The sequence below is a fragment of the Agrobacterium sp. CCNWLW32 genome, assembly GCF_037083425.1.
In the GTDB taxonomy this organism is placed as follows: domain Bacteria; phylum Pseudomonadota; class Alphaproteobacteria; order Rhizobiales; family Rhizobiaceae; genus Agrobacterium; species Agrobacterium radiobacter.
Genome location: NZ_JBAOJM010000002.1, coordinates 229,792 through 241,822, shown reverse-complemented (window position 1 = coordinate 241,822; position 12,031 = coordinate 229,792). Strand labels below are relative to the sequence as shown.

The 12,031-nt window shown below is 59.6% G+C and carries 15 protein-coding genes and 1 pseudogene; 2 read left to right on the top strand and 14 right to left on the bottom strand.

Annotation, left to right across the window (positions count from 1 at the left end):
• Positions 1-252: 252 nt before the first annotated feature.
• From fliP to V6R85_RS05005, 14 genes and pseudogenes are all read right to left on the bottom strand, one after another.
• Positions 253-990, bottom strand: coding sequence for a flagellar type III secretion system pore protein FliP (gene fliP, locus V6R85_RS05070; RefSeq protein WP_003493833.1), 738 nt, complete (start codon positions 988-990; stop codon positions 253-255).
• Positions 987-1,487 (bottom strand): flagellar basal body-associated FliL family protein, encoded by a 501-nt coding sequence (locus V6R85_RS05065; RefSeq protein ID WP_003503435.1) that lies wholly within the window; start codon positions 1,485-1,487, stop codon positions 987-989. Before V6R85_RS05065 ends, fliP begins: the two co-directional genes overlap by 4 nt.
• Before the next feature lie 27 nt (positions 1,488-1,514).
• Positions 1,515-2,234 (bottom strand): flagellar basal body L-ring protein FlgH, encoded by a 720-nt coding sequence (flgH, locus tag V6R85_RS05060; RefSeq protein ID WP_003503434.1) that lies wholly within the window; start codon positions 2,232-2,234, stop codon positions 1,515-1,517.
• Positions 2,231-2,767 carry a MotE family protein gene (locus V6R85_RS05055; protein ID WP_003503433.1) on the bottom strand — a complete coding sequence of 179 codons (537 nt, stop codon included), beginning with the start codon at positions 2,765-2,767 and terminating at the stop codon, positions 2,231-2,233. Before V6R85_RS05055 ends, flgH begins: the two co-directional genes overlap by 4 nt.
• Positions 2,764-3,816, bottom strand: a pseudogene (locus V6R85_RS05050) (flagellar basal body P-ring protein FlgI); the annotation flags it as partial. The pseudogene V6R85_RS05050 and the gene V6R85_RS05055, both read right to left, overlap by 4 nt.
• A gap of 65 nt (positions 3,817-3,881) precedes the next feature.
• Positions 3,882-4,370 (bottom strand): flagellar basal body P-ring formation chaperone FlgA, encoded by a 489-nt coding sequence (gene flgA / locus V6R85_RS05045; protein WP_020811270.1) that lies wholly within the window; start codon positions 4,368-4,370, stop codon positions 3,882-3,884.
• Positions 4,371-4,390: 20 nt separating this feature from the next.
• Positions 4,391-5,179, bottom strand: a complete 789-nt coding sequence (gene flgG / locus V6R85_RS05040; protein WP_003503427.1) for a flagellar basal-body rod protein FlgG — start codon at positions 5,177-5,179, stop codon at positions 4,391-4,393.
• 18 nt (positions 5,180-5,197) lie between these two features.
• The gene (locus tag V6R85_RS05035) at positions 5,198-5,536 is read right to left on the bottom strand and encodes a flagellar hook-basal body complex protein FliE (RefSeq protein ID WP_003503424.1); all 339 of its coding nucleotides are present in this window, start codon (positions 5,534-5,536) and stop codon (positions 5,198-5,200) included.
• Positions 5,533-5,952: a flagellar basal body rod protein FlgC gene (flgC, locus tag V6R85_RS05030; protein WP_003503422.1), complete on the bottom strand. Its 420-nt coding sequence runs from the start codon at positions 5,950-5,952 to the stop codon at positions 5,533-5,535. The genes V6R85_RS05035 and flgC overlap by 4 nt, the downstream gene beginning before the upstream one ends.
• 3 nt (positions 5,953-5,955) lie before the next feature.
• Positions 5,956-6,348 (bottom strand): flagellar basal body rod protein FlgB, encoded by a 393-nt coding sequence (gene flgB / locus V6R85_RS05025; RefSeq protein ID WP_003503414.1) that lies wholly within the window; start codon positions 6,346-6,348, stop codon positions 5,956-5,958.
• Between the two features lie 171 nt (positions 6,349-6,519).
• Positions 6,520-7,080, bottom strand: a complete 561-nt coding sequence (locus V6R85_RS05020) for a hypothetical protein (protein WP_003503413.1) — start codon at positions 7,078-7,080, stop codon at positions 6,520-6,522.
• Between the two features lie 3 nt (positions 7,081-7,083).
• Entirely contained in the window at positions 7,084-8,490 is a 1,407-nt protein-coding gene (fliI, locus tag V6R85_RS05015; protein ID WP_111833713.1) for a flagellar protein export ATPase FliI, read from the bottom strand.
• 11 nt (positions 8,491-8,501) lie between these two features.
• Positions 8,502-9,236, bottom strand: a complete 735-nt coding sequence (flgF, locus tag V6R85_RS05010; RefSeq protein ID WP_003503411.1) for a flagellar basal-body rod protein FlgF — start codon at positions 9,234-9,236, stop codon at positions 8,502-8,504.
• Position 9,237: 1 nt separating this feature from the next.
• A complete protein-coding gene (locus tag V6R85_RS05005) occupies positions 9,238-10,017 on the bottom strand; it encodes a DUF1217 domain-containing protein (RefSeq protein ID WP_111833712.1) in 780 nt (259 codons plus the stop codon).
• A 185-nt stretch (positions 10,018-10,202) separates the two neighbouring features.
• Between V6R85_RS05005 and motA the strand changes: the two genes are divergently transcribed.
• Together motA and V6R85_RS04995 are read left to right on the top strand one after the other, a co-directional pair.
• A complete protein-coding gene (motA, locus tag V6R85_RS05000) occupies positions 10,203-11,075 on the top strand; it encodes a flagellar motor stator protein MotA (protein ID WP_003503407.1) in 873 nt (290 codons plus the stop codon).
• Complete coding sequence (locus tag V6R85_RS04995; RefSeq protein ID WP_003503405.1) at positions 11,072-12,031, top strand: FliM/FliN family flagellar motor switch protein; 960 nt, start codon at positions 11,072-11,074, stop codon at positions 12,029-12,031. The genes motA and V6R85_RS04995 overlap by 4 nt, the downstream gene beginning before the upstream one ends.

Below are 12,031 nucleotides of genomic sequence, written 5' to 3'. Positions count from 1 at the left end.
AACCCGCTGCGTGTGAAAAGAAATTCGCAGCGAAAAATTGCACAATTATTAATTTGAGCGCTAAGAAATATTGGAAGATACTTATGGTTAGTTTTCGATTTATTTAAATGGTAATTTTTCTATTTAGAAAGATAGTTACCAAGTCGCCAGAAAAACTGGTAATCAAAGCGTTAAAACGCGCAAACCCCGCGGCCTTGGGCGCGCGGGGTTAAAAAACAGGGTTAACGGGTGTCAATCCGGCACGAATGCCCGTCAGTTGAACGATCTGACGAGACTGCCGACGAGCAGGTTCCAGCCGTCGATCAGCACGAAGAACAGGATCTTGAACGGCAGGGAAATGGAGGTGGGCGGCAGCATCATCATGCCCATGGCCATGGTGATGGTGGCGACGATGAGATCGATGACCAGAAACGGCAGGATGATGAGGAAACCGATCTCGAAACCGCGCCGGATTTCCGACAGCATGAAGGCCGGAACGAGCACTCGATAGTCGACGACGTTGTTGGTCATGACTTCCTGTCCGCGCTCGCGGGCAATGTCGACGAACAGTTTCAGATCCTTGTCACGCGTATTGGCGTTCATGAAGGTGCGGAAGGGTTCGGCGATGCGCTCTACCGCCTGCTGCTCGTTGATCTGGTTCTGCAGCAGCGGCTGCACGCCGTCGGTCCAGGCTTTGTCGAAGGTGGGCGACATGACATAGAAGGTCATGAACATCGCCATCGACAGCAGGATCATGTTGGAAGGTGTCGAGGCAAGCCCCATGCCGGACCGCAGGATCGAGAAGGCGATCACGAAGCGCGGAAAGCTCGTGACCATGATCAGGATGCCCGGTGCGACGGAGAGAACCGTCAGAAGACCGAAGGTGCGGATGATCCATGCCGCAACAGAGCCGTCTATCTGCGTGTTGAACAGATCGGACGGAAATTGCTGGGCATTGGCAAGGCCCGGCAAAGCAAGGAGGACGGCGATGGTTACAAGAAATCGAATCATTCGATGACAAAGGTCCGGAACATGACCTTGGATACGCGCCCTTGAGAGCGCAGGTCAACTCGTTCCTGAATGTCATCCTTAAGATATTGAAAGCCGCGCGGCCCTTCCAGCTGCTGAAGGGAAACGGTGCGGATATAGGCCATGATGTCCTGGTGGATATCTTCCGCCAGACCCACCTCGACCGGCCCCTTGAACATCAGCGCCACTTCCAGTCGCACCCAGTTCGTCGAGGGATAAGCGAGGTTGGTGGTGATGGGATCGAGCTGGACGATGCCGTTCGCCTCGGCCGAGATTTTCTCGACACCCTCTTCCTTTTTCTCACCGTGTCCGCCGGCAGCAGCCGGCGCATGCGCCTCCGCACCGGCGATCTTCGGCGCGATCATGCCACCCACGAGCCAGCCGCCCCCCGCACCGAGCAGGGTGAGGATCGCAACGCCTGCGATGGTCATGACCAGAGGGGAGGATTTTTTCTTGCCCTCTACCTGTTCGTTTTCCATGGGTCAGTCCGTTCCCGTGTACCGGCGTCAGAGCGGCGAGAACAGGTCGACGACCTGCTGCCCGACCGGGGGCTGCTGCACTTCCGTCAGACGTCCGCGACCGCCATAGGAGATGCGTGCTTCGGCGATGCGCTCGTAGGAGATGATGTTCTGTGCATCGACATCCTGCGGACGGACGATACCGCCGACGTTGAGGATGCGGATTTCGTGGTTCACGCGCACTTCCTGCGAGCCGCTGATGATGAGATTGCCGTTTTCCAGAATGCCGGTCACCACGGCGGCCACCAGCAGCGTCAGCTTTTCCGAACGCTTGGTCTTGCCCTTCGCCTGGGTGTCGGTGTCGGAGCCGTATTTGATGCTCGAGTCCGCTTCCGGGGTCCAGCCGAAGATTTCGGCCTTGGCCTTCCAGTTCAGGCCGCTGGCATTTGTACGGTTGCGCTCGGTCTCGTTGTCGAAATCGGCCTTGTCGTTGATCTGGATGTTGACGGTCAGGATGTCGCCGATGTTGAGCGCGCGCAGATCCTTGAACAGCGCCCCCTGGCTGTCGCTCCACAGCGAATAGCCGCTGGCCATGTGCTTCGGCTGCTTGGGATACATGCCCATCTGCGGCGTCTGGCTGAATTGCAGGCCGCTGCCGATCGGGCTCATCGCAGGGGCGTTGCCGATTTCCTTCAGGGTCTGGTTGTTCTGGCAGCCGGCAAGCAGAGCGAGCGGCAGGAGGAGGGCCGGAAGACGACGCGTGCTCATGAAGGATCCTTCGAAGTGTTTTTATCGGTTGCCTGCGACATGATGCCGGCGACAGTGGCGGCTTTCTGCGCATCCATCTCACTGAGAATGAGACCCGATTGGCGCGGCGGCAGCTGCATGATGATGGCGGCCGCAATCTCCACATGCATCTTCTCAAGCTGCGGTGCGGCGGCATCGGCCTTCATCGTCTTGTAGATGTCGACGAGATTGCTTTTCGCCTGATTGAGGAAATGCTCGCGGCGCGCCAGCCAGTCCTCATATTCCGCCTTGCGGTCTTCCAGCACGGCAATGCGCTCATTGACGTCGGACTGCAGCTTTTCCAGCTCCTGCTTCTGCATGAGATAACGCTGGTCGCGGGCGGCATCGGCGATGTTGGTGCAGAATTTCTGGATTTCATCCTGCGTGCTGAGTTCCGACACCACGTTCTGCTGGCTCTCGGCGCCAGCAGCGGGAAGCAGGAAAAGCAGCGAGGCGACAGCCGCGAAGCGGACAAGGCCATTCGGGAAAGCGTTTTTCTTCTGATTGTCCATCATTGCAGCACAAGCTCCGCCTGAAGGGCGCCGGCGGATTTGATGCCTTGCAGAATGGCGATGATGCCATCCGCCTTGAGCCCGATGCTGTTGAGACCGGCAACCAGCGTGCGAAGGTCAGGACCTTCGACGATGGCGACCTTGCTGCCTTCCTGCATTGCCATGATATCCGTCTGCGGCTGCACGGCCGTCTGACCGCGCGAGAAGGGTGCGGGCTGGATGACCTGCGGCGATTCCGTCACCTGCACGGTCAGCGTTCCGTAGCTGACGGCGACACGGGAAATGCGCACATCAGCACCGATGACGATCGTGCCGGTGCGTTCGTTGATCACGACCTTGGCCGGCGTATCCGTCTCCACCGTCAGGTTTTCGATTTCCGCCATCAGCCGGGTGAGATCAGCCACGCGGGGCTTCTGCACCGCGATTTCCTGCGAATCGCGCGGCTCGGCGATCGGATCGCCGTAACGGGCGCGGGCAAAGGCGTTGACGACATCGGCGACACGCACGGCGGTCGAAAAATCGGGATTGCGCAGCTGAAGGACCAGATTGACCGAATCCTTGAATTTGGACGGCAGCTCGCGCTCGATGATCGCGCCGTTCGGCACGCGTGCCGAAGTCGTGACGCCCTGCGTCAGCGTTGCAGCGTCACCCTGGGCGGAAAAGCCGTTGACGATCAGCGCTCCCTGGGCGACCGCGTAAATCTGTCCGTCCGCGCCGGAAAGCGAGGTCATGATCAGTGTACCGCCACGAAGTGAGGTGGCATCGCCCAGCGAGCTGACCGTCACGTCGACACGGCTGCCGGGGCTGGCGAAGGGCGGGAGGTTGGCCGTCACCATGACAGCGGCGATGTTCTTGGCGTTGGACTGACCGCCCTGTGTGGTGATGCCGAGGTTCTGCAGCATTGCGCGCATGGATTGCTCGGTAAACGGCGAGGAGCGCAGGCTGTCGCCCGTGCCCTGCAGGCCGACCACGAGACCATAACCGATCAGCTGGTTGTCGCGCCCCGCCTGCAGCGATGCGATATCCTTGATGCGGGATGTATCCGCATGGGCTGCGGGGAGGGAGAGGAAAGGCTGGGCCGAAAACAGGATGGCCGCGGCCAGGATACGAATCACTCTCATTTCGCCATCACCTGAATGGTTCCGTCCTTCATGACCGTGCCGCTGACCATCACGCCGGAATCGATGTTGCGTACCCGCACGACTTCGCCGAGCGAGCCGTCGGTCATTGGCGTTCCCGAAGCCATCAGCGTCATGTTGCCGATTGTGAAGACGAGTTTGACGCTGGTGCCGCGCGTGACGAGCGACGGTTCGCGCAAGGCGGCAACGGGGATCGTGCGGCCGGGAAGCAGGGTCTGCTTGGAGATCATGCCTTCCACTTCGCTGATGTCGCTCGCATAACCCGAGGAAATATTGGGATTGGTCACTTCCACCGGCTTCACCTGTTCAGGCGTGATCGTCTCGCCCGGATAGATGGTGCGCGTCGGAACCAGCGCCATTGGCGCCTGAGCAAGCGCGGGAGCCAGAGCCCCCAGTGAAAAGGCAGACGCCAGGCACATACGGACGAGCGCCGTTCTGCAGCTGCTATTGTTCCGGACAAACCTCATGTTCGCCTGCCTTTCCGTTCTTACTTCAGGTTCTTGCTGACAATCGAAGCCATTTCGTCAGCGGTGGTGATGACCTTGGAATTCATCTCATAAGCGCGCTGCGCCGTGATCAGGTCGGTGATTTCCTTGACGGCATCGACGTTCGAGCCTTCGAGGTAGGATTGCTTGATGTAGCCGTAGCTCGGATCGTCAGGCACGCCGATGACAGCGTCGCCGGATGCCGGCGTCTGGGCAAAGAGGTTGTCGCCGAGCGGCTTCAGGCCAGCTTCGTTGGCGAAGTTGGCAATGGTCAGCTGGCCAAGCTCGGTGAAGTCGGCGGCGTTGCCGATACGGGCCGTCACCTGACCCGTGCGGGTAACGGTGATGTCCTGCGCGTCGGTCGGGATATTGATGTTGGGAATGACGTTGTAGCCATCGACCGTCACCAGATTGCCATCGGCATTCTTGTTGAAGGCGCCGGCGCGGCTGTAGAGCGTCGAACCGTCAGCTGCTTCGATCTGGAACCAGCCCTGACCGATGATCGCAACGTCCAGCTTGTTGCCGGTCTCGATCAGGTTACCCTGGGTGTGGATGTTACGCACCGCCGAGGTCTGTACGCCGAGGCCGATATTGGCGCCTTCGGGCACGATCGCCTGATTGGCGCGGTTCGGCACGCCCTGCATGCGCTCGGTCTGGTAGAGAAGATCGGTGAACTCCGCACGCGCGCGCTTGTAGCCGGTGGTGTTGATGTTGGCGATGTTGTTGGCAATGACTTCCAGATTGGTCTGCTGGGCGTCCATACCGGTGGCAGCGATGGCAAGAGCTCTCATGTCAATATTCCTGCTGGGCTAGATCTGCATCTTGGTAATGTCGAGATAGGCCGACACGATCTTGTCTCGGAGCGCGATGGCGGTTTGCAGTGACTGTTCGGCCGAAAGCATGGCATCGACCACTTCACGCGTATTCGCCTTGCCCTGAATGCCTTCGAAGGAAGCGACTTCCGCCTTCTTCAGATTGTTCATCGCATCAATCGAGACGTTGCCGAGAACGCTGGCGAAGCTTGCGCCCGTCTGCTGCGCGGGCGTCGTCTGCTGCTGATCGCCGAAAAGGCTTTCCGTCAGCGAGGAGACGCCGCTTGCGCCGCGGGTAAGCGAGAGGGAACTGACTTGCTTGATACCGTCGATCATTGCGATGCCTTCAGAAGGTCGATTGTGGAGGCGACGAGGTCGCGTGTCTGGCGGATGACCTGAAGATTGGCGTCGTAGCTGCGGTTGGCTTCGCGCATGTCAGCCATTTCGATCAGGATATTGACGTTCGGCATCTTCACCATGCCGTTGCTATCGGCGGCCGGATTGCCGGGATCGTATTCGTTGACGAAATCACCACGGTCCACGCCGAGCTTCTTCACCGTCACGCGCTCCACACCGCTGACACGGTCGAGCTCGGAGCCGAAGGTGACGGTCTTGCGGCGATAGGGGTCGGCGCCGGGGGTGTCGCCGGTGGATCTGGCGTTGGCAATGTTTTCCGAAACAATGCGCAGGCGTGTGGACTGCACTTCGAGACCGCTGCCGGCGATTTTGCTCGCCGCACTCAAGGGATCCATGGATTACCTCTTTACCGTCATCAGCATCATGCGATGGAAGGATTTGACGAGATTGGCGTTCAGGTCGTACTGCCGCTTGATCTCGCCGGTCTTGGTCATTTCTTCAGCAAGCGCGACCGAATTGCCGGACTCCTGCATGCCGATCTCGTTATTGATCGGGTTGTCGCGCACCGCGATATTTTCGCTGAGCTCGCTCGCCCCGAAATGGGCGGGATGAGTCTTCGCCATACCGACCTGCTGGCTGGTGGCCTGCATGACCGCTTCGAAGGGGTTGACATCCTTGGCGTGGAACTTGGGTGTGTTGGCGTTGGCGATGTTGGTCGCCACGACTTCCTGCCGCACGCTCAGCCATTCCGCTTGGCGGGATGCCAGTTCGAACAGTTGAATCGGTTGCATAGACTTCTCCATCTCGTATGGCCCGAACCTACGGGGCTAATCTTGCGTCAGACTTGCGGGGAGGGATGGCGCTGCATAACGACGGAGAAAGGGGCGTGCGCAGGCGGCATGCACAAAACAAAAAAGGCGCGCCGGCAGATGCGGCGCGCCCTTCCGTTGAGAGAAAAACCGTTATTTTTCGGGGTGGTAGGTCTTGCCGGAGGAGGTCTCTATCAGCCACTCGCCGTTGCGCTGCTCGATCTTTGTCAGCAATGCATTGTCCGGCAGGGTCGAACCGACTCGCACCATGTACATGCCCGAACCGTCCTCGATCAGGGCGCGGCCATTGGAAACATGCAGCAGACGGAAGGATGTCTGGCCGGGGAAGGGCTGGTCCTCGATCCCGGCTGCCAGATTGTTCTGTTTTTCCTTGCCGCCCGCGTTGACGGTTGCCGTCGTCAGCATGTCGGGCAGCTCCGCCGGCGGCGGGGTGTCTTCCTTGTTGCGGTTGGTCATGGCCATCGGCGAAACGCTGAAGACTTCCCGCGGGCCGGTATGGGGCAGATCGCGGGTGCGGTCGCCGCCCGCCACTTTCATGCCGAATTTGTCTTCGTTGAAGAACACGTACCATGGGAAAAAGGCTGCTGCAGCGGCAAGTCCGATGCCCGTCCATGCGAGAATACGGTCAGGCGTAAAGAAAACAGGCTTGGGCAGCACGTCTTCATCATGGCTATTGTCATTCCGCTTGTTCACGGGTCAGCCTCTCACTCTCGGGTTTACCTGGGGCTGGCCATTCTGTGCTCCCCCGCGCAGCGCGGTCGCCAGGTCGGCATAGGCGTCTTGCGCTGCCGGTTCGCTCGGCAGCTGTTTCAGCGTTTCATAGATGATCGGGACCTGCTTCACCGCCATGTCGAGATCGGGGTCGGTGCCGGGCCGATAACCGCCGATAAGGCGAAGATCCCGCGTTTCCTCGAAGCGGTGCACCAGCGCCTTGAGGCGTGACACCAGCTTTTCCTGATCCGGCGTCCAAGCCTTCTTGGCGAGACGGGAGATCGAGGCGAGGGGATTGATCGGCGGATAACGGCCTTCTTCCGCAAGGCTGCGGTCCAGCACGATATGGCCGTCGAGAATACCGCGGGTCGAATCGGCAATCGGATCGTTATGATTGTCGCCATCCACCAGAATGGAGACGATGGCGGTGATGGTGCCGGTGCCTTCCGCGCCCGGTCCCGCCCGTTCCAGCAGTCGCGGCAGTTCGGTAAAGACCGAGGCGGGATAGCCGCGCGCCACCGGCGGCTCGCCCGAAGCGACCGCCACTTCGCGGATCGCATGGGCAAATCGCGTCACGCTGTCGATGATGAGAAGGACATTGTCGCCCTGATCGCGGAAATGCTCGGCGATGGTAACGGCGGAAAGCGGCGCCATCTTGCGCAGCATCGGGCTTTCATCGCTCGTCGCGACGACGGCGATGGACTTGCTCATATTCTCGCCCATCGTGTCTTCGATGAATTCGCGCACTTCGCGGCCACGTTCGCCGACAAGCGCAATCACCACCTTGTCGAAGGCGTCTGCCTTGGCGAGCATGGACAGCAGCGTGGATTTACCGACGCCGGAACCCGCGAAAATGCCGAGGCGCTGGCCGAGGCAAAGCGGCGAAAAGATATCGATTGCCCGGACACCCGTCTTGAAGGGCGTCTCCACCCTTTTGCGCGTCATCGAGGGTGGCGCATTGTTGGAAATCGAACGTTGCTCAATGCCGGCGGCAAGCGGCCCCTGGCCGTCGATCGGCTCGCCGAGCGCATTGATGGTGCGTCCGCACCAGCTGTCGTCGGGCGAGACGCGGAAGGCGCCCTTGCGGATGACGGTGTCGTGAATGCCGATCGGCTCGCCGGGTTCGATGGGGCAGACATAGCAGATGTCCGGTTCCACGCGCACGACTTCGCCGAGATGAATGCCGGTCGCACTGCGATGGGCGACAAATTCCCCAAGCCGCACATGCCGCGACAGGCCGGAAACCGTATAGTGCCCGGCGGCGATGGTGCGGACATGACCGCCATGCGCCACCGAGAACTCCGGATCGGCATAATGCCCGGCAAGGCTCGCCAGCTGCGCGAGCTTCGGTGAAATGGCCCCAGCCGAGAGCATGGATTCCGGCATTGTCATCACTCAGTTCCTCAACGCGCGCCGCCAAGCGTCTTGATGCCCTCGCCGAAGGTCGATTCGGTGTCCCGCATCAGCGAGGAGATGCTTTCAAAGGCGCGGTTGACCTGGATGAGCTGCGTCATCTGGGAAATGCCGTTGACATTCGACTGCTCGAGGTAACCCTGAACGACGCCGACTTCATGATTGTTGACGACCGGAACCGGCTGCGCCACCGGCTTCACGCCGCTATTGGGATGACGCAGGAAGCCTTGCGAAAAATCCGCCTGGTAGATGCCGAGCGTGGCGACGATGTTCTCGTTCTGGCGGATAGCTCCGTCGAGACCGACGGTGATAGGACCGCCATTCGGATTGAGCTGGATCGGGCCGCCGCCGGCATCGAGAACGGGATAACCGCTCGAGGAGATGAGCGCGCCGTCCGGACGCATGGTGAAACGGCCGTCGCGGGTCAGGATCTGACCATCAGGCGTATCCAGCGAGAACCAGGCATCGCCCTTGATGGCGAAATCGAAGGAATTGCCGGTCTGCTCGAATGCACCCTGACGAGTGGAGAGATAGTCGTTGCCCTGGGAAACGAAAGCCACCCTGGCGTTCATGTCATTGTGGTTCTTGGCGACCATCTCATCGAATTTCACTTCGGAGCCGCGGAAGCCGACCGTGTTCACATTCGCCATATTGTCGGAAATGGTGGTAAGACGGCGCTCCAGCGCGATCTGCGAGGACAGGGCGACGTATAGTCCGGATTGCATATCATTTGCCTCCGAGTTTCAGGGAGTTGATGGAGATCAGCAGGTCGGGGGAAATGCCGTAGCCGCTGGAGGAGCCGAAAACGGCCAAGGGGTCATAGGTCGTAGAGGGATTTTGCATTTCCCACATGATGGTGAAACGCTCGAGCAGCTTGCCGACCTTTTCAGGATCCTGCAGATCCTTGATATCGATGCTTTTTTCGATGAGCGCGGCCTGCTTGTCGACATCGGCCGCCGCAAATGCGTCGGGCAGGTTGAACGTTGTGCGGAATACCTGCGCAAGCGCGTCGTTGGCGAGGAAATCGAGGCCGGATTTTATTGTCGGCGCCTTGCGCTCGAAATAAAGGGCAAGCCGGACGCCGTTATTGTCGTCGCCCGCTTCCTGTTCCAGCGTCTGGCGCGTGTATTTACTGACGACACCTGATTTGGCTGCCTCGGTGGAGGTCGCTGCCGCACCCAGGCCTGCGAAATCCAGGGACTTTGCAAGCTCTGCATACCGGTTGTCGGAAAGCTTGTTGGCGAAGGCGTTCTTGTCCGAGGCGCCTTCCGTCAGCACCTTGCGGATGAAGGCCTTCGCATAGGCCATATCCTCGAGCCCGTGGGCTTTCAGGGCGTAATTATAAAGGCGCGTATCGGCCATGAAGTCGTCGATGGATTTCACATCGCCGATCTTTGCACGGTAATATTCGGTCTCGCGCGCCACGTCGGGCTGCTTCGACACCCGCTCAAGCGATTTGCCGATATCCTGACTGATCAGTCTGTAGCTGGTATAGGTGGAAGTCACTGAACCGCCGCTCTCGTTTGATCCCGATCTCAAGGCGCACGTCCGCCTTTGCCGGCATATTGCCGTGGCTTGCTTGTGCGAAACTGGCTGGAGGCGGGAGCATGGGGAGGCTTTGCGGACAGGTTCACGCAAGCCACATTTTCTAGACATGGCGGCATGGAACACTGTTCGGGCGTGGTCGATCAATGAATATTGTAATTGGACTTATAATCACCTTCGGCTGCATCATCGGCGGCTATATGGCGATGGGCGGTCATCTGGACGTGCTGGTTCAGCCGTTCGAATTGATGATCATTGGCGGCGCCGGCCTCGGCGGCTTCATCATGGCAAACCCCATGAAGGTCGTGAAGGATTCGGGCAAGGCGCTCGGCGAGGCCTTCAAGCATTCGGTCCCGAAGGAGCGAAACTATCTCGACGTGCTCGGCGTGCTTTATTCGCTGATGCGCGATCTGCGCACGAAATCGCGCAACGAGATCGAGGCCCATATCGACAATCCCGAGGAATCCTCGATCTTCCAGAGCGCGCCGTCGGTCCTGAAGAACAAGGAACTGACCTCGTTCATCTGTGACTATGTCCGTCTCATCATCATCGGCAATGCCCGCAGCCACGAAATCGAGGCGCTGATGGATGAAGAAATCGAAACCATCTTGCATGACAAGCTGAAGCCCTATCACGCGATCACCACCATGGGCGATTCCTTCCCCGCCATCGGTATCGTCGCGGCGGTTCTCGGCGTCATCAAGGCCATGGGCAAGATCAACGAATCGCCTGAAGTGCTCGGCGGCCTGATCGGCGCCGCACTCGTCGGCACCATGCTCGGCATCATCCTGTCCTATTCGATCTGCAACCCGCTCGCTTCGCAGGTCAAGATCGTCCGCACCAAGCAGCACCGCCTCTACATCATCGTCAAGCAGACGCTGATCGCTTACATGAACGGCTCGGTGCCGCAGGTCGCGCTCGAATACGGCCGCAAGACCATCTCCAACTACGAGCGGCCGTCCATTGACGCCGTCGAACAGGAGATGATGAACCCCGGCGGCGAAAACAAGGCGGCATGACGATGGCAAAAGCTGCAGCGCAACAAGCACCCGCCATCGACACCGCCCTTCTCGCAAAATTGACGGGAGGGCTGTCTGACCGCAAGACGATCGCCAAGATCGGTTCCGATATCGGCCATCTCTACAGCGAATTCCTGCCGGACATCTTCCACAGCGAGACCGGCATCGCGATCGATGTGGAATATGTCAGCTCCGAATCGGGCCTGATGACCGATCTCATCGCCAATGTTGGGAGCAATGTCGCGGTTGCCGATTGTTCCCTGCGCAACTGGTGCCCCAATTTCATGATGACTGTCGGCAACGGCTTCGTCATCGCGCTCATGGAGCGCATGCTGGGCGCGTCGCCGGACATGATCGGCGAACCGGACGAGCGCAGCCTGTCCCATATCGAGCTCGACCTTGCGGCCATGGTTCTTGGCCGCATCGCCGGTGTCCTGCGCTCCGGTGTCAACGCGCCCGGCGGTTTTGAGGCGGCCATCGAGCCGCCCTTCAATTCCAACGGCAAGAGCGCCTTCGAGGAAATGATCGCCGGTCTTTACGGCGTGACCCTCCGCATGAAGATCGATATCGGCAAGGTCTCGTCGGAATTTACCCTCATCGTGCCGCAGCGTCCCCTGCTCAGAACCTCCATCGTCGCTCCCAAGGCTTCGGCCCAGGCGCTGAAGAAGCAGGAGGAATGGATGGAGATGATTTCCGAGCAGGTGAAGCGATCGCAGGTCACGCTCGAGGCGCGCATCAAGCTCGAAACGCTGACGCTCAGGACAATTTCCAAGCTGGTGGCCGGTGATGTCATTCCGTTCCAGGCTCTGAAGCAGGACGATATCGGCGTCGAGGTCAGCGCCAACGGTTCCAAGCTCTATAATTGCGAATTCGGCAAGTCCGGCGACCGCTACATGGTTCGGGTGAAGAACAATGTCAGCACGGACGACGAGATCTTACGACATTTGATGGGTTAA

What these genes read in the sequence shown, in the direction of transcription:
- flgA (WP_020811270.1), bottom strand. Translation starts at nt 4,370, where the DNA reads ATGAGGTTTGTCCGGAACAATAGCAGCTGCAGAACGGCGCTCGTCCGT.
- flgG (WP_003503427.1), bottom strand. Translation starts at nt 5,179, where the DNA reads ATGAGAGCTCTTGCCATCGCTGCCACCGGTATGGACGCCCAGCAGACC.
- fliI (WP_111833713.1), bottom strand. Translation starts at nt 8,490, where the DNA reads ATGACAATGCCGGAATCCATGCTCTCGGCTGGGGCCATTTCACCGAAG.
- V6R85_RS05055 (WP_003503433.1), bottom strand. Translation starts at nt 2,767, where the DNA reads ATGATGGACAATCAGAAGAAAAACGCTTTCCCGAATGGCCTTGTCCGC.
- V6R85_RS05065 (WP_003503435.1), bottom strand. Translation starts at nt 1,487, where the DNA reads ATGGAAAACGAACAGGTAGAGGGCAAGAAAAAATCCTCCCCTCTGGTC.
- V6R85_RS05035 (WP_003503424.1), bottom strand. Translation starts at nt 5,536, where the DNA reads ATGATCGACGGTATCAAGCAAGTCAGTTCCCTCTCGCTTACCCGCGGC.
- flgC (WP_003503422.1), bottom strand. Translation starts at nt 5,952, where the DNA reads ATGGATCCCTTGAGTGCGGCGAGCAAAATCGCCGGCAGCGGTCTCGAA.
- flgH (WP_003503434.1), bottom strand. Translation starts at nt 2,234, where the DNA reads ATGAGCACGCGTCGTCTTCCGGCCCTCCTCCTGCCGCTCGCTCTGCTT.
- V6R85_RS04995 (WP_003503405.1), top strand. Translation starts at nt 11,072, where the DNA reads ATGACGATGGCAAAAGCTGCAGCGCAACAAGCACCCGCCATCGACACC.
- fliP (WP_003493833.1), bottom strand. Translation starts at nt 990, where the DNA reads ATGATTCGATTTCTTGTAACCATCGCCGTCCTCCTTGCTTTGCCGGGC.
- flgF (WP_003503411.1), bottom strand. Translation starts at nt 9,236, where the DNA reads ATGCAATCCGGACTATACGTCGCCCTGTCCTCGCAGATCGCGCTGGAG.
- motA (WP_003503407.1), top strand. Translation starts at nt 10,203, where the DNA reads ATGAATATTGTAATTGGACTTATAATCACCTTCGGCTGCATCATCGGC.
- flgB (WP_003503414.1), bottom strand. Translation starts at nt 6,348, where the DNA reads ATGCAACCGATTCAACTGTTCGAACTGGCATCCCGCCAAGCGGAATGG.